Source organism: Brevibacillus fortis (assembly GCF_046196545.1).
Taxonomy (GTDB): Bacteria; Bacillota; Bacilli; order Brevibacillales; family Brevibacillaceae; genus Brevibacillus; species Brevibacillus fortis_A.
In genome coordinates, this window is record NZ_CP176370.1 from 2,190,438 (window position 1) to 2,207,695 (window position 17,258).

Annotated in this window: 15 protein-coding genes; 14 read left to right on the forward strand and 1 reads right to left on the reverse strand. The window is 49.2% G+C overall.

All coding sequences use genetic code 11. The features are described 5' to 3' along the window. Positions 1-16 precede the first annotated feature (16 nt). The 9 genes from ACKKE8_RS11350 (at position 17) to ACKKE8_RS11390 (ending at position 9,054) form a co-directional block, all read left to right on the forward strand. Positions 17-1,075 (forward strand): FecCD family ABC transporter permease, encoded by a 1,059-nt coding sequence (locus ACKKE8_RS11350; RefSeq protein ID WP_409178247.1) that lies wholly within the window; start codon positions 17-19, stop codon positions 1,073-1,075. Then, a complete protein-coding gene (locus ACKKE8_RS11355) occupies positions 1,072-1,887 on the forward strand; it encodes an ABC transporter ATP-binding protein (RefSeq protein WP_409178248.1) in 816 nt (271 codons plus the stop codon). Before ACKKE8_RS11350 ends, ACKKE8_RS11355 begins: the two co-directional genes overlap by 4 nt. A gap of 182 nt (positions 1,888-2,069) precedes the next feature. After that, entirely contained in the window at positions 2,070-2,537 is a 468-nt protein-coding gene (locus tag ACKKE8_RS11360) for a RidA family protein (RefSeq protein WP_409178249.1), read from the forward strand. A 1-nt stretch (position 2,538) separates the two neighbouring features. After that, complete coding sequence (locus ACKKE8_RS11365; protein ID WP_409178250.1) at positions 2,539-3,189, forward strand: transcriptional regulator; 651 nt, start codon at positions 2,539-2,541, stop codon at positions 3,187-3,189. Positions 3,190-3,211: 22 nt separating this feature from the next. Then, positions 3,212-4,255 (forward strand): dipeptidase, encoded by a 1,044-nt coding sequence (locus ACKKE8_RS11370; RefSeq protein WP_409178251.1) that lies wholly within the window; start codon positions 3,212-3,214, stop codon positions 4,253-4,255. Between the two features lie 24 nt (positions 4,256-4,279). After that, positions 4,280-6,454: a CocE/NonD family hydrolase gene (locus ACKKE8_RS11375; RefSeq protein WP_409178252.1), complete on the forward strand. Its 2,175-nt coding sequence runs from the start codon at positions 4,280-4,282 to the stop codon at positions 6,452-6,454. Positions 6,455-6,460: 6 nt separating this feature from the next. Further along, positions 6,461-7,474 (forward strand): methyltransferase domain-containing protein, encoded by a 1,014-nt coding sequence (locus ACKKE8_RS11380; RefSeq protein ID WP_409178253.1) that lies wholly within the window; start codon positions 6,461-6,463, stop codon positions 7,472-7,474. A 57-nt stretch (positions 7,475-7,531) separates the two neighbouring features. Then, positions 7,532-8,080: a sigma-70 family RNA polymerase sigma factor gene (locus ACKKE8_RS11385; RefSeq protein ID WP_409178254.1), complete on the forward strand. Its 549-nt coding sequence runs from the start codon at positions 7,532-7,534 to the stop codon at positions 8,078-8,080. Then, positions 8,050-9,054, forward strand: coding sequence for a hypothetical protein (locus ACKKE8_RS11390; RefSeq protein ID WP_409178255.1), 1,005 nt, complete (start codon positions 8,050-8,052; stop codon positions 9,052-9,054). Before ACKKE8_RS11385 ends, ACKKE8_RS11390 begins: the two co-directional genes overlap by 31 nt. Positions 9,055-9,108: 54 nt before the next feature. Here ACKKE8_RS11390 and ACKKE8_RS11395 read toward each other — a convergent pair whose 3' ends face one another. Further along, positions 9,109-9,987 (reverse strand): GNAT family N-acetyltransferase, encoded by an 879-nt coding sequence (locus ACKKE8_RS11395; protein ID WP_409178256.1) that lies wholly within the window; start codon positions 9,985-9,987, stop codon positions 9,109-9,111. A 277-nt stretch (positions 9,988-10,264) separates the two neighbouring features. On the opposite strand from ACKKE8_RS11395, the gene lepA reads away from it, so the two are divergent. From lepA to dnaK, 5 genes are all read left to right on the forward strand, one after another. Then, positions 10,265-12,082 (forward strand): translation elongation factor 4, encoded by a 1,818-nt coding sequence (gene lepA, locus ACKKE8_RS11400; protein ID WP_409178257.1) that lies wholly within the window; start codon positions 10,265-10,267, stop codon positions 12,080-12,082. 256 nt (positions 12,083-12,338) lie between these two features. Further along, a complete protein-coding gene (gene hemW / locus ACKKE8_RS11405) occupies positions 12,339-13,481 on the forward strand; it encodes a radical SAM family heme chaperone HemW (RefSeq protein ID WP_409178258.1) in 1,143 nt (380 codons plus the stop codon). A 152-nt stretch (positions 13,482-13,633) separates the two neighbouring features. Beyond that, entirely contained in the window at positions 13,634-14,659 is a 1,026-nt protein-coding gene (hrcA, locus tag ACKKE8_RS11410; RefSeq protein WP_409178259.1) for a heat-inducible transcriptional repressor HrcA, read from the forward strand. A 58-nt stretch (positions 14,660-14,717) separates the two neighbouring features. Continuing rightward, a complete protein-coding gene (grpE, locus tag ACKKE8_RS11415; protein WP_409178260.1) occupies positions 14,718-15,260 on the forward strand; it encodes a nucleotide exchange factor GrpE in 543 nt (180 codons plus the stop codon). A gap of 51 nt (positions 15,261-15,311) precedes the next feature. Then, positions 15,312-17,138 (forward strand): molecular chaperone DnaK, encoded by a 1,827-nt coding sequence (gene dnaK, locus ACKKE8_RS11420; protein WP_409178261.1) that lies wholly within the window; start codon positions 15,312-15,314, stop codon positions 17,136-17,138. Positions 17,139-17,258 lie beyond the last annotated feature (120 nt).

Below are 17,258 nucleotides of genomic sequence, written 5' to 3' on the forward strand. Positions count from 1 at the left end.
CCTTTTAAGGGAGGGAATGGCACTGCAACAGATCAAGTTACCTTATATCATCATCACGCTACTAGTCGGACTCTTCCTTTCGATTACGTTCGCGGTTACCTTGGGCTCAGTGGACATTAAGCCGACAACGGTATGGAAAATTGCCTTATCAAAAATTCCGATGTTGACCCAATGGATTGAAGTGGACTGGTCCAAAGGGGAGCAAACTATTATTTGGGATATTCGCTTTCCGCGTGTACTTTTGGGGGCGATCGTCGGCGCAGGTTTGTCTGTCGTGGGTGTAGCGATCCAGTCGTTGGTTCGCAACTCCCTGGCTGACCCGTATGTGTTAGGCGTATCTTCAGGTGCTTCGGTTGGCGCTACCTCGGTGATTATATTCGGAGCATTCAGCATGTACGGGCAGTATGCGCTGTCCTTTGGCGCTTTTACAGGCTCGCTTGTGTCAATCATTCTCATTTTTACGCTATCCCGTATTGGAGGACAAAACTCGACGGTACGCCTGCTCATGGCTGGAATTGCGATATCTGCGATCTTGTCGGCCATTACCAGTCTCCTTGTTTTTTCAGCGCCGAATGAGCATGGAATTGGGACGGTCCTGTTTTGGTTAAGTGGAAGTCTGGCTGGCGGGAAATGGGAGTACCTGACGATCCCTACATTGATTGTCGTCATCTGTCTCATCGTCTTAATGGCCCAATACCGCTCGCTCAATGCGATGCTCATGGGCGAGGAGTCTGCGGGAACATTGGGGGTTAATACGGTACAGTTCCGCAAGCTTCTCCTGGTAATCACGGCACTGCTCACGGGGGTGATCGTGTCCATCGCGGGATCAATCGGTTTTGTCGGCTTAATGATGCCCCACATCGTCCGTGTGATGGTCGGATCAGATCACAGACGTGTTCTTCCTGTCAGCGCTTTGTTTGGCGCGATATTTCTAATCTGGGTTGATGTAGTCGCCAGGCTCGCATTTGCACCGGAAGAGCTGCCGATTGGTATTTTGACAGCGCTGTGTGGAGGTCCATTCTTTATCTGGTTGATGTTGCGGAGTTCTTACTCCTTTGGAGGTAGCGGACGATGAATTTACTGGTTGAGAATATATCGGTCGAACTGGAAAAAAAGGGAATCCTTCGCAACGTCAGTCTGGAGGTGCGCTCCGGAGAGTTTGTGGGGCTGATCGGACCGAATGGGAGTGGGAAGTCCACATTGCTAAAAAGCATTTATCGCGTATTGAAGCCGCGATCGGGATGGATCTCGCTTGATGGCGACGACGTGTATAAGTTAACCTCACGTCAAAACGCTCAGCGAATGGCGGCAGTAAGGCAGGAGTCCTCTGTTGAATTCGATTTTTCGGTAACCGAAATCGTGAATATGGGACGTGCCCCGCATAAACGGCTGTTTCAGTCCGATAACGCAGAAGATGTTCGGATTTGTGAAGATGCACTCCAGCGGGTAGGGATGCATACCTATTCCGATCGCAGCTTTTTCAGTTTATCCGGTGGGGAGAAGCAGCGGGTGCTGATTGCCAGAGCTTTGGTGCAGCAAGCCCAGTTTCTTGTCCTTGATGAACCGACGAATCATTTGGATGTTCGATACCAGTTGCAGGTCATGGATCTGGTGAAAACGCTGGGGATTACGGTATTGTCCTCGCTGCATGATCTCAATATCGCTGCGATGTACTGTGATCGTCTGTACGTGATCTGTGAGGGGGAAATCGTTACGTCAGGGACTCCGGAAGAAGTCTTGACACCCAATCTGATTCGGGATGTTTTCGGGGTAGAGACAGAAGTGACGACACATCCCATTACAGGCAAAAAGCATGTGTATTTCTACTCGGAAGCGATCCGTGTGAAGCCAACTGTCCAGAAGGTAATGAGTGGGGTCAACGGATAGGGGCGGCGTTGAATTTCTTTGATTTTCATAAGAGAGGATGCCTAGTCGGCGTCCTTTTTTGTTAAGCCGACGGCATATAGATTTCAAATAAATTTTTTATCATGCAAAAAATTGTTGAAGAAGAATTTACAGAATAGTATGTTTAAAGAAAGGAATGAAATTGATGACGAGGTGATGGCTTTATGTCCAAAGTGGAGCAACGCTTAAAAGAGTTAGGGTATGAGTTGCCGCCAGTTCCTCCAGCCATGGCGAATTATGTGTCATGTGTACAGACTGGCAATATCATTTATACATCCGGTGCGGGGTGCTACGTAAATGGAAACCCGCTGTATCTTGGTAGGCTGGGAACAGATGTGACGATCGAGCAGGGCTACGAGGCTGCAAAGATCACGGTTCTTAATCTGCTAGCCATTTTGAAAAGCGAGATTGGTGATTTGGATCGAATCACACGGATTGTCAAGCTGTTCGCTCTTGTCAGCAGCGCCCCTGATTTCTACGAGCAGCCGCGGGTGATTAATGGAGCTTCTGATTTCCTCATCGAAATTTTTGGTGAAGTGGGCAAGCATGCGAGAGCGGCAGCTGGGACATCTGTTCTTCCGTTTAACAACCCAATCGAAATTGAGATGATTGTGGAAGTGAACGAGGAGTAATATGAAAAACTTACATCCAATATTAGCCAGCTACATTCCGGTAGTAGAGGGACTGGCACGGACTTTTGGCGAGCATTGTGAAGTGGTGTTACATGATTTGACAGGCGATATTTCCTCATCGATTATTGCCATTTCCAACGGCCATGTCAGTGGCAGGCAGGTCGGTTCGCCGGTAACGAATTTGGCACTGCAAGCTTTACGTACGGCGAAGGTCAGTGAAGAAGCTTTTGACCTCAACTATCGCAACGACACCATGAAAGGCAAACAGATCAAATCGAGTTCCATCTACATCAAGGATGAGCAAGGAGAAGTCATTGGAAGTCTGTGTATCAATCTTGATATCACTCATCTCGCAATGGCGCAATCATTCATCGAATCGATGATGGTGATCCAAGACAAGCGTGAGGCAGAAAAAACGGGGGAAAGATTTGCTCCGACTGTCGGGACTTTGATGGAGCAAATGATAGAGGACTGCTTGAAACGGACAGGCAAACCAATCGCCTTGATGCAAAAAGAAGAGAAAATTCAATTTATCCACCAGTTGGATGAAATGGGTCTCTTTTTGATCAAGGGAGCCGTGCAATACGTAGCGGATTTATTGGATATATCCAAATTCACGGTTTACAACTATCTCGATAAGAAAAATCCATAGAACAAGATGGGAGATGACCCGTATGACGGAAGTCACGAGGGAACAGGCGCGCAAATTTCATGACGGTGTTCACGTTCTGGATGGGCATTTTGATCTGCTGATGGATGTGGAGATTCAGCGTGGATACGGTCGAACCAAAATGATCGAGACGGAATATTTGCCACGGTTCCAGCAGGGTGGTGTGCATTCCATTGTGGCAGCCGTGTTCGTAGAGGATGCTTTTGTACCAGAGATGAGTCTGCGCAAGGCGCTCAACCAGATCAGCGCTATGCATGCAGAAGCGGCAGAGTCTCCCGAGCACATCGTCATCGCCAAAAATTTGGATGATTTGCAACGGGCAAGAGCGGACCAAAAAGTATCGTTCATTCTCTCATTAGAAGGGGCAGAACCACTACATAACGACCTGAGTCTCTTGCGTGTCTTTTATGAGCTCGGAGTACGGATGATGGGGCTGGTTTGGAGTCGGCGCAACTTCGTTGGAGACGGCAGCTTTTTTGCACCGGTACGCGAAGGGAAAAAAGGGGGCATCACCGATTTCGGTGTGCGTCTCATCGAGGAAGCGGAAAAGCTGGGCATTGTCATCGATGTAAGCCATTTGAATGACGAAGGGTTCTGGGACGTGATGGAAATCGCTGAAAAGCCAGTGATCGCTTCTCATTCCAACAGCCGAACAGTCGTGCCGACGATGCGCAATCTGACAGATGAGCAGATCAAAGCGATTGCGGAAAAGGACGGACTTGTCGGGCTGAATGCGTTTAGCATGTTCACAGCAGCTAACAGCGCTGACGCAACTATTGAGAGTCTAATTGATCATGTTGACTATATGAAAAAGCTTGTCGGAGCAAGGCACATCGGCATAGGCCTAGACCTATGCGATGATTTGACGAAATATTTGCCCTTGGACAAGATTGCCAAAACCAAAGAGATGCCATTTGATGTAGTAAAAGGCCATGCGTCACTTCCGGAAATTACGCGTGAGCTGATGAAGCGCGGGTACACGGAGGCAGAAATCGAAGGAATCTTGGGTGGTAATTTCCTCAGAGTGTATCAGGAAGTGTGGAGGTAGATCAGATAACAGGAGGAATGACGGATGGCACAGACTGGGCATAAACTTGCTTCTTTTGGCTATTATCAATCTGGCATCAAGGTAGCTGATATACGCTTTGAGGATGGGGAAGTTTGGCATCGGAGTACAGGTTGGGATACGGGTGGTGCGGCTGACGGTCTATTTGCACAACTGGCTGAAGGGGAAGCAGCCTACGAGTTGCCTCTCCTCACCCTGGCACAAAAGCTGCCGGAATGGGAGCAAATCGACTGGGAGAGCGAGCGAGTCGTGTTTCCGGAAAGCGAAGGGCACTACCAACGCCACCTTTCCATCGAAGGAACAGGTCCCGCAGGGCAAAAGCAAGCGTGGATCTGGGCGGTGCGTGAAGCAGCGCAGCCAATTGACTTGATCATTTGTGAGAATGAAGTCATCGCTTTTGTGCTGACAGGTCGTGGCGATAGCGTCGTATTGGCGAAAACCGGGTGGGAGGCTTTGACTCCACTTACGATGTGGCAGGACCCTCTGCTTTCCGAAGTAAACTACGGCGTACACCACTCGGGTAGGCATGATGTCGTGATGAGAGATGGCGTTCGTCTGGCGACTGAGGTTTGGCTACCTGCGGGTTTGGTGGAAGGCCAACGAGTTCCAACGATTTTCATGCGCACTCCCTATGGACGAATGGATGCCATTTTTCGCCGATTGCCCTTTGTAGCTCGCGGATATGCGCTGGTTGTTCAGGATACACGCGGGCGTGAAGATTCCGAGGGAGAGTGGATTCCACTCGTTCACGAGCGCAATGATGGAGACGACAGCCTCAACTGGATCGCGAGTCAGGAGTGGTCGGATGGCAACATCGGGATGCTCGGCGGCTCGTATGTGGGTTATGTGCAATGGGCTGCGGCCGCGAGCGGCAATCCGCATCTGAAGGCGATTTTTAGTTATGTGACAGTAGGGACGCCATATGTAGATATCCCACGCAAAGGGGGGACGATTCTTGGTGGTCTGTCATGGATATTCATGATGGCAGAGCAGCGTCGAAATGTCGCGGCTCTCTCCCGAGATGACTGGAGTGAGGTCATCAAGGTGCGGCCGCTTAAGGAAATCCCGCAAAAAGTGCTGGGGAAAGAAATCCCGTTTTGGACAAAATGGATGGAACATCAGGATGGAGACGAGTTCTGGGCTATGTCAGACTGGAAACGGCATGCGGATCAGGTAAAGGTGCCTGCTACCCTGGTATCAGGCTGGTATGACGACAACGGGATGGGGACGAGCGAATCGTGGGAGGTCGTTTCCCGAAATGTGCCAGAGCATGCCAGACTCATCTTGGGGCCGTGGTATCACAAGGCGAATACAACCCGTGAAATCCATCATGTGCCATTTGGAAACAACGCCATCCGTTACGATCTGGATGTGACACAGCTCCGCTGGTTTGACCGCTATTTAAAAGGGGTGGAAAATGGCGTCGATCAAGAGCCGCGTGTCGAGTACTACATGGTGGGAGAAAACGAATGGAAGACCTCGCAGACTTGGCCACCAGCAGAGACGACACTGACGAATCTGTATCTGAGCAGTGAGGGAAACGCCAATACGAGCGGCGGAGATGGAACACTGACCCTGTCTATCCCAGGTGAACAGGCAGTGGATACATACAGCTATGATCCGCTAGACGCAGCACCGTATCTGCTGGATTTGTCCGAGAATGAAAACAGCGTTCCGGAAAACTATCGTGATGTGGAAGAAAGAACAGATGTCCTTGTCTACACATCAGAGCCATTGGAAGAGGAAGTCGTCATCGCGGGAGAAATCTCGGCTGTTATCTATGCATCCAGCTCAGCGCGTGATACAGATTGGCTGGTCCGGCTGTGTGATGTAGATGAGGAAGGCAATTCGATTCGTCTATCGGACGGGATTATATGCGCACGCTACCGTCACTCATTCGAAGAGCCCGAGCTTCTTGTTCCAGGACAAATCGAATGCTATGAGATTCGGATGACCAAGATCGCCAATGTCTTCCGAAAAGGTCACCGCATTCGCGTCTCCGTTACTTCTGGCGCCGAGAACTTCTCGTTCCCCAATCCGAATACAGGCAACGATCTGGCGACGGAAACCGAGACGGTCATCGCCTCGCAACGTGTCTATCATGACAGCCAATATCCGAGTCATATCAAGCTCCCTCTCTTGCGTTCTGGGGGAAGTAAGCAATCTTCAGGAGGTATCTAAAGCAATATGACAGTTTACAGTTGCAGAATATGCAAGTTCCGTTACGACGAGTGGCTAGGTGATACGAAAAATGGCGTCCCGCCCGGGGTGCCTTTTCCTCATTTAGCGGGTTCTGTGTGTACCGACTGTGGGATGAACGAGGAAGGCCGGCACTTGCCGCTTCCTGAAACGAAGTACACGAACGTAGAAGCTACGTATTACGATCAGTTTGCCGGGAAGGCCAGCATCGCTTTTTATCGAAACTGGTTGCTGCGGGAAGCGGAGCAATCAGCAGTCTCCGTGCTGGAGCTGGGTGTTGGAACAGGGAGAATTGCCATTGAACTGGCACGGAATGGCTTGTCCGTCTGTGGGATAGATTGGAGCCCGGATATGCTGGAGATGGCCACCAAAAAGAAACGGCGCATGTTAAAAGGGAAAGAAGATCTGCTGGAGCTGGTAGAACAAAATATGTTAGAGCTGGAGCTTGAACGGCAATTTACGCATGTCCTACTTCCAGAAGGGATTTTTCAGCAGGCCACCTGTAGAGACAAGCAACGTCAATTGCTTTCGGTCATCCACGATTACATAACAGAAGACGGAACCTTGGCAATTGACTTACTCTTGCCGCCAGTAAAAAATCAATGGACAACGATGCAACGCAAATTCGTTTTCCCGGACCGCATGGTGTATCAAAAGGTGGAGGGGGAAACTTCACTCTTGGATCAAAAGTTCCGCTATACGCTTACTTATGAGACTTTTCTTGATCAGATCGAGCAGCCAAGGTATCGCGTAGAGCGCGAGATGGCGTTGCTTTTGCCTACAGAGCTTGAGCTCTTATTGGAGGGATCAGGCTTTCACGTCACCTATAGCAAAGAGAATGTATTCCACAAGCAAGACTTCGAGACGAGTCAAGCTGACGAGAACTACGATATGGATCGTTGGCAGCATGGTGGGTATCCATTCGCTGAACCTGTCGGGACACCGGGTGGAGCTACTCGCTGGACGATTTTGGCGAAAAAAATTTCTGCCTCCACTTTGTAACAAAATGTCTGCTGCTGCATCTAACCAGTATGAATGCGAGTGAAGGAGGTCGCGCCCTTGGAAAAATTGCAGCCAACGACAGATGCTGCGTTTGAACAAATCATGAGGGAATTTGGGACCCGCGTGCTTCGACTCGTCACTTTTCTGGTCAAAGATCGCAGCTTGGCAGAGGATATTACACAGGATGTATTCGTTAAGGTGTATCGGCATCTTCCCCGATTTCGGCAGGAGAGCAGTGTGCACACGTGGTTGTATCGAATCGCGGTAAATGAGTGCAAAGGTTATTTGCGTTCTTGGTCGTTCCGTCATATCCTTCCCCGCTCGTGGATTAGGCAGGATGGTGAGCTTTCTACAGAAAGTCTTGTGCTCGATCAAGCCGAGAGGGACCAGCTCGTAGCAGAAGTGTTGCAGCTTCCTCCGCTCTATCGCCAAGTGATTGCCCTTCATTACTATGCGGATTTATCCATCGGAGAGGTGGCTGAGGTGCTAGCAGTAACGGAAGGAACAGTCAGAACCCGGTTGCATAGGGCCAGACAGCAGCTACGGCAGAGTATGGGAGAGGGGAGGGACTGGGAATGGACGAAAACCGATGGCTCACGGACTTAAAGGAACGGGCAGATCAGACCATTTTTCGTGATGTACAATTCACTGCATCGATGGAAGAGCGAGTGCGGCAGAGGGCGAGGCCTGGGACAGGGTGGATGACTGGTTGGAGGAAGCTAGCCTTGCCGGGCGTTGTGCTGACTATGGGCTTGCTATTGTGGTTCGGGCTCCCTATTCAGGAGGAGAGACAATCTGCACAGCACGAGATGAGACCACCACATGGACAGACACAAGTTCCCTCTTTGTTGCCAGGGGGTCAAATCGTCGAAGCGGATTTGTGGAAGCTATCGCCTTCTTTGTCTTCCACTTACAACAATCAATCTTTTTCTTATTTGGGAGAAAAGCCTGTCCGCATCATGACAGATCAGGACGGTTTTTACGAAGGGCAGACGCAGCGTGTGATATGGCTGTTGAATGGAAACTACGCTTCCAAAGTAGAGATCGCTGCTTACAACACCGAGGGGACCCGTCTAGTATTGGGCAGCTACGAGGTGATGGACCCATTATACGATGCGGAAGGCCATTTTCCATCAGGGATCGTGTTGCCTGAACCGGGAAAATGGAAGTTGGAAGTAAGATCGGGAGGCAAACATCTCGGACAAGTTTTTGTCGAGGTGAAAAAAGGGATAGCACCTGCGAACCGTCAATTGGTCGGGCCTATCATTCAGCAGTATTTGGAGACGGAAAGCGATAAGCTGGGGTGGCTGGGAAAACGCCGCGAGATAAATGTCGAGCTCCTCGGTGTAGAAGCGCCAGACGCTGCAAAACGAACGGTATACGCTTGGGTGAAAATAACGGGAAGCAATTCTTCTGCGCTCAGTACACCAATGGCCTTTCAAATTGCTTACAATGGGAAAGATTATCGGGTAACTGACATCCAAATGCCTGAGGACGGCAGCAACTACCAGAGCAGCCTGCAAAAGCTGTTTCCGCCTAAAGTATTGGAGCAAGTTAACAATCGATCAAAAACAAAGTAAGAATGACAAAACGGACCTTTTCCTGGCAGGAGGTCCGTTTTTCGCTTTTCATGCTTATCCGTATATTTGAGCGCCAATCGCCCAGTACGTCCCAGCGCGGCGTGGCAGGCTATCCGCATTTGCAACCTTCACTGGCGGATGGGAAACCTGTGTGAAGCCGTTTTGCTCCAAATAAGTGTGAAATGCTGTTTGCTCATCCGGTACATCTATTCGCACACGTCCGGTATGATTTTGTGTTAACTTATACAGGATGTGTTCAGCCATGATGGAACTTTCTGCCACGATCGGTCCCGCGATCAGGTTGACCGGACCTTGAACGGCGAAGCCATATCCGACGATCTTGCCGGAGCTATTTTTTGCGACTAGACAGGTAGTAGCTTGTTTCCTGCGTGTCTCGAGAAAGAGAGAGCGTCTGCTGCCCAATGCTGCATTGTCCAATTCAACCACGCTCGAGAAATCGCCTAACTCCATTGGAATGATTACGAACTCGTCATGCTCTTCAAGCCGCGGAGGTGTTTCAGGAGCAAAGTGTTCTGCAATAAACTTGCGAATACGACTGGTTGTCTGGAACCCAAGGCGTTTGTACAAAGGCTCTCCTTCTGGAGTTGCAATGAGCATGATCGTTGTATCGTTAGAAACAGACGCCATGCACGCCTTCATGAGCTGGCTGCCATACCCTTTGCCTTGTGTTGAGGGATGGACGATCACCATACCGATGCTCGCAAGCTTGTCATCGTACGGGATGATAGCCGCACATGAAAGTAGGGTGCCACTCGCGTCTTTGTGACCGATTACGGTGCCGATAGACAGAATTGTGTGAATTTCAAGTTCATCGTAATCCCAGCCTACGGAATCAGATAAGGCAATGAGTCCGGGAATATCCGATATCGTCAAGCAATGCAAGCAAGAGTCAACGCTGTTCACTTTGATCATTCTCCGTTTCTTTCTTTGTATTCACGGCGGTATCGCCTAAGAAATCGTTTATTGCATTCGCAACTTTTGTACGTGTAGCGGCCAAGCGGTTCGCAGCTCCATGCTATTACCCACTTTAGCACAGGAAAAGTTTGGATACGAGAAAAAGGAGGCAAATGCCCAATTCTCTTTGGTTGCTCTTTATATCATCGGTTTGTTATAATTACTGTTAGTGTATTTTTTGCGAGGCGCAATCTGAACGTTTGAATGGATTCGCGTGGGAGGGAACGAACAACACATGGATCGTCGTGAAAGACAAAAAAGGATACGAAATTTTTCCATCATCGCCCACATTGACCATGGAAAGTCGACGCTGGCAGACCGCATTTTGGAGCTGACCGGTGCTTTGACTGCACGTGAGATGGAAGCCCAGTTTCTTGACACGATGGAGCTGGAAAAAGAGCGCGGGATTACGATCAAGCTCAATGCCGTGCGTTTGAACTATAAAGCAGATGACGGTGAAGAATACATTCTGCACCTGATTGACACCCCTGGACACGTAGACTTTACGTATGAAGTATCCCGCAGTTTGGCTGCCTGTGAAGGGGCTATTCTCGTCGTGGATGCGGCACAAGGGATCGAAGCCCAGACATTGGCGAACGTCTATTTGGCGTTGGACAGCGACCTGGAGATCATTCCGGTTATCAACAAAATCGACCTGCCGAGCGCAGAGCCTGAGCGCGTGAAGCAAGAAGTTGAGGACGTGATCGGTCTGGATGCCAGCGATGCGGTTCTGACTTCTGCCAAAGCGGGTATCGGGATTAAAGAAGTACTGGAAGCCGTTGTGCAAAAAGTACCTGCTCCAGAGGGAGATCCGGATGCACCTCTCCAAGCTTTGATTTTCGACTCCTATTTTGATGCGTATCGCGGCGTAATTGCCTCCATCCGTGTCATTAACGGAACCTTGAAAAAGGGTATGAAAATCAAAATGATGGCGACGGGCAAGTCGTTTGAGGTAACAGAAATCGGTACCTCTACGCCACGCCAAACACAAGTAGAAGAATTGACGGTTGGAGATGTAGGTTACGTAGCTGCTTCCATTAAGACAGTGGGCGACACCAGTGTGGGGGATACCATTACAGATGCGAATCGCCCTGCACCTGAACCGCTACCTGGTTACCGCAAGATCAACCCGATGGTTTTCTGCGGTTTGTACCCAATCGAAACGAACGAGTACAACGATCTGCGCGATGCGTTAGAAAAGCTCCAGCTAAACGATGCGTCTTTGCAGTTTGAACCGGAGACTTCCCAAGCACTTGGCTTTGGTTTCCGTTGCGGTTTCTTGGGACTTCTGCACATGGAGATCATCCAGGAGCGGATCGAACGGGAATTCAACATTAACTTGATTACTACCGCGCCGAGCGTTATTTATCGTATTACCAAAACGAACGGCGAAGTATTCGAAATCGACAACCCGTCCAAAATGCCGGAAGCGCAAAAGATCGAAATGGTCGAGGAGCCTTACGTTACAGCGACAGTCATGGTGCCGAAAGAATACGTCGGCGATGTTATGCAATTGTGCCAAGGTAAACGCGGCGAGTTTCTTGACATGCAGTATATGGGTGAGAGCCGTGTGCAGCTGAAGTACGACATGCCTTTGTCGGAGATCGTTTACGATTTCTTTGACATGCTGAAGTCGGGTACAAAAGGCTACGCATCCTTTGACTACGAGCTAGCTGGGTACAAGGCTTCCAAGCTGGTGAAAATGGATATTCTCCTCAACAGCGAAGTGGTGGATGCTCTGTCGTTTATCGTCCACAAAGACACGGCTTATCCTCGTGGAAAAGTCATCTGCGAAAAACTGAAGGAACTGATTCCACGTCAGCAATTCGAGGTGCCGATTCAAGCGACCATCGGACACAAGGTAGTCGCTCGTGAAACGATCAGTGCCTTGCGTAAAAACGTTCTTGCTAAGTGTTACGGCGGGGACATCTCGCGTAAACGTAAGCTGCTCGAAAAGCAAAAAGAAGGAAAGAAGCGCATGAAGTCTGTCGGTTCCGTAGAGGTACCGCAAGAAGCATTTATGGCTGTATTGCGCATGGATGATAAGAAGTAGGCCTGACCTTGTGTCAGGTCTTTTCCATTAAAAAAGGTAGTCAAAAAGTCGGCTTTTGATCACGAAGTCATTTATGAAAGTTGATTCGGCATCGAAACTGGCGTTCACCTTCGAAGTCCGGTGCTCATGTAGGTCCCCTACACTCGGCTCCTCCTTCTTCAGGTTCTCGCCACTTTCTCGGTGCTGAAAAGCCGACTTTTTGACTTTTATTGAAAAAGGCAATCCAAAAGTCGTTATTATAAGGAGGGAAAGGGACATGATGCCACAATCGGTTTACATTCACATTCCCTTTTGTACGAATAAATGTTACTACTGTGACTTCAACTCATTTGTGACGAATAATCCGCAGCTCATTTGGGATTACTTGGACGCATTGAAAAGCGAAATGGAGATCACCTTTAGCCAACAGCCGATCGAGCAGGTGAAAACGATTTTTGTCGGCGGAGGGACGCCTACGTTTCTCGATCATGCCCAAATGCGCGCGTTTTTAGAATTGGTACAAAAACAATTGGGCAAGTACTGGGCGGATGATATCGAGTTTTCGATGGAAGCGAATCCGGGAACGACAGACGTGGAAAAGCTGCGGATCATGCGTGAGCTGGGTGTTAATCGTCTGAGCTTTGGTGTGCAGTCCTTTGACGACGCGCTCTTAAAACGACTGGGGCGAATACACGACCAGGAAGCCGTGTACCGCAGTATCGATAATGCGAAAACAGTGGGCTTCGACAACTTCAGCATTGACCTGATGTTTGGGTTGCCGGATCAGACACTAGACATTTTTCGCCAGACGTTGGACAAGGCATTTGGGCTAGGCACCACCCATTTCTCTGCGTACAGTCTCAAGGTGGAGGAGAACACGCTGTTCCACACCCTTTACCAGAAGGATCAGCTGCCACTGCCATCTGAAGAGACAGAGCTTGAGATGTACATGGTATTAATAGAAGAGATGGAGCGTCACGGGTACAAGCAGTATGAAATTAGCAATTTTGCAAAACCGGGCTTTGAGAGCAAACATAATAAAACCTATTGGCTCAATCGTGAATACTATGGGGTGGGTGCAGGTGCCCACGGCTATGTGTGCGGCCATCGACACGTGAATGCTGGCCCGCTTGCAATTTACATGCAGAAGTGCAAGGAAGGGTTGCCGCGTGTAGAACAATTCGAGGTACCACGCGAGGATGCCATGGAGGAACAGATGATTTTGGGGCTCCGATTGAGAGAAGGAGTTGACCTTTCGGCGTTTGCCTCCCGCTTTGGCGCCACTGTTCATGATGTTTTTGGGACAATAATAGAAGAAGAGGTAGCCAAAGGAATGCTGGAAGAACAGGACGGGTTTTTGAAGCTGACGAAACAGGGGCTTCCGCTCGGAAATGAGGTATTTGCGCGTTTTCTTCGCTAGTACAAAGCGAAACTCGCGAAAAATGAGATTTTTTGTCTTTGGAACTAGCTCAAGTTCGTTGACAAATCCTTCTACTATTGATACCTTAGTATATAGATTTAGCACTCGATAAGCATGAGTGCTAACAATCCAACAGGAGGCGAGCGACATCCATGTTATCAGACCGTCAACAAATGATTTTAAACGCGATTGTCGATAATTACATTCATTCTGCCGAACCTGTTGGCTCCCGAACCATTTCCAAACGGGACGACATCGGATTCTCTTCGGCAACGATACGCAACGAGATGTCTGACTTGGAGGAGCTGGGATACTTAGAACAGCCCCACACATCGGCGGGACGTGTTCCTTCGACAAAAGGATACCGCTTCTACGTCGATAACTTGATTCAGCCTCATCTTTTGGAGGAAGCTGAGTTGGGTAACCTAAAACAGTTGTTTGCCGAACGTATTCTCCACGCAGAACAAGTGGTAGAGTACACTGCCCAAATTCTCTCTCAGCTGACAAACTACACGGCGATTGTCTTGGGTCCAGAGATTTTTGAGCATCGGTTAAAACATATTCAAATCGTTCCTCTCAATACTGCACAGGCTGTCGCGATTGTAGTGACGCATACCGGACGAGTGGAGAACAAGCTGATCGATCTCCCTGAAGGCATTGGTGCCGGGGAAATCGAGAGACTCGTCAATCTATTGAATGCAAAGCTGACCGACGTACCACTATGGCAGCTTCGGCAACGTCTTTATCAAGAGATTTCCGGTGAAATGCAGCGTCATACAGAGCAGTATGAAGAAATACTTCAGCTCCTCAACAACTCGCTGACACAAGAAGAAGAACGGGTGTACTTACGCGGTGCGACCAAGATCATGAACCAGCCGGAATTCCGAGACGTGGATAAAGTCAAGGATATTCTCGAGCTATTAGAGCAGCACGATCAGTTGATGAATGTGATCGGCATGCAGGGTGATGGTCTCACGGTACGCATCGGACAGGAAAACCAGCTAGACGCGATTAAGCAATGCAGTATTATTACCACTTCTTATTCGCTTGGAGGCAAGCCGGTAGGAATGGTAGGGATACTTGGTCCGACGCGAATGGAATACGGCAAGGTCATTACTGTACTCAACCATTTGGCGGAAGGCCTATCGCGCATGCTGACTTCGCAGTTTGAGAAATAAATGGAGTGAATGGCTAAACAGTCTTCTGACTGGGAAAAGCCGCCAGGAGGTAGTGACGTTGAGCGAGGAAAAAGTAACGCAAGACCCGACTCTCGAGGAAGAACAAGTAGCAAAGGATGCAGACCAAACAGAAACATCCGAGATGAACTGGGAGCAAGAGGCTGCTCACTGGAAGGCTCAGGCTGAGGATCACCAAAACCGCATGCTGCGTGCCATGGCCGATATGGATAACCTCCGCCGCCGTGTTCGCAAAGAGCAGGAAGATCTGGCTAAATACGCTTCTCTTAAAATTGTAGAAGAGCTTCTGCCAGTTCTCGATAACTTCGAGCGAGCACTTGCCGCTGACAAGGAATCCATGACAGTTGACTCCCTCTTGGAGGGTGTAAACATGGTATATCGTCAGATGGTCCAAGTATTCGATAAAGAAGGCTTGGCTGCAATCGAGGCAAAAGGAACACCATTTGACCCACACATCCACCAGGCGGTTATGCAAACACAAAACCCTGAGTTTGAATCAGGCGTTGTGGTAGCCGAGCTGCAAAAAGGATATATGTTCAAAGACCGCGTCGTTCGTCCGGCGATGGTTCAAGTGAACGAGTAATCTCAAAAAACGAAAATTCACTAGACGTATAGTGTTAGGAGGACATTTTGTATGAGTCGCGTAATCGGAATTGACTTGGGAACAACCAACTCTTGTGTAGCAGTAATGGAAGGCGGCGAGCCAGTCGTTATTGCCAATGCGGAAGGTAACCGCACTACACCATCCGTAGTAGCATTCAAAAACGGCGAGCGCATCGTTGGGGAAGCGGCAAAGCGCCAAGCGATCACCAATCCAGACAATACCGTAATCTCCATCAAGCGCCACATGGGTACTGCTCATAAAGAAACGCTTGAAGGCAATGCATACTCGCCTGAGCAGATTTCTGCTATGATTCTGCAAAAGCTGAAAGCAGACGCGGAAAGCTACCTTGGTCAACCTGTGACGCAGGCAGTGATTACGGTTCCAGCATACTTCAATGACAGCCAACGCCAAGCGACAAAAGATGCTGGTAAAATCGCTGGTCTGGAAGTACTGCGTATCGTGAACGAACCAACGGCAGCTGCTCTTGCATACGGTATGGAGAAAACAGAAGATCAAACTGTTCTCGTATTCGACTTGGGCGGCGGTACCTTTGACGTATCCATTCTCGAATTGTCCGACGGCTTCTTCGAAGTAAAAGCGACCTCTGGTGATAACAAGCTGGGTGGAGACGACTTCGACGATGTAGTTATGAACTACCTGGTGAGTGAATTCAAAAAAGAACATGGCATCGATCTATCCAAGGATCGTATGGCACAACAACGTTTGAAAGACGCTGCTGAAAAAGCGAAGAAAGACCTGTCCGGTGTTCTGACTACGACCATTTCTCTGCCGTTCATTACAGCAGATGCAACCGGTCCAAAACACTTGGAGATGAACCTGACTCGCGCAAAATTCGAAGAGATCTCCGCTGATTTGGTAGAGCGTACGATGGGCCCGACTCGTCAAGCGCTGAAAGATGCTGGTCTGACTCCAAGCGAACTGGATCGCGTTATCCTGGTTGGTGGTTCTACTCGTATCCCAGCGGTACAAGAAGCAATCAAGAAATTTACAGGGAAAGAACCACATAAAGGTGTAAACCCAGACGAAGTAGTAGCACTGGGAGCGGCTGTTCAAGCGGGCGTACTGACTGGTGATGTGAAAGACGTCGTACTTCTTGACGTAACTCCACTGTCCCTCGGTATCGAAACATTGGGTGGCGTATTCACCAAGCTGATCGATCGCAACACGACGATCCCAACAAGCAAATCCCAAGTGTTCTCTACAGCTGCTGACAACCAAACATCTGTAGAAATCCACGTTCTCCAAGGTGAGCGTCAAATGGCGAACGACAATAAATCTCTCGGTCGCTTCAACCTGTCCGATATCCCGCCAGCGCCACGCGGCATCCCGCAAATCGAAGTTTCCTTCGATATCGACGCGAACGGTATCGTAAACGTACGTGCAAAAGACCTGGGTACAGGTAAAGAGCAACGCATCACGATTACTTCCAACTCCGGTCTTTCCGACGAAGATATCGATCGCATGGTAAAAGATGCTGAGTTGAATGCAGAAGCGGACAAACAACGCAAAGAGCAAGTAGAAGTTCGCAACGAAGCTGATCAGCTCGTATTCACGACTGAGAAAACACTGAAAGAAGTAGAAGGCAAGATCGACCAAGCTGAAATCGATCGCGCTAACGCTGCGAAAGATAAAGTGAAAGCTGCTCTGGAAGGCGGCAACATCGAGGAGATCAAGACAGCGAAAGATGAACTGTCCGAGATCATCCAACAAATTTCGGTGAAGCTCTATGAGCAGGCTGCTCAAGCGCAAGCAGCACAAGGCGGCGCTGAAGGTCAAGAGCCGAAGAAAGACAATGTCGTTGATGCTGACTACGAAGTGGTAGACGATAAAAAGTAACACGCTGGAACTGTGAGGGGAGAGATTTCTTCCCTCACTTCCCACGATGTGACCCATGAAAGTCAAAGTCACGGAATGCTGACTTTGACTTTTTTTCAAGTCTGTCACATGCTATGATAA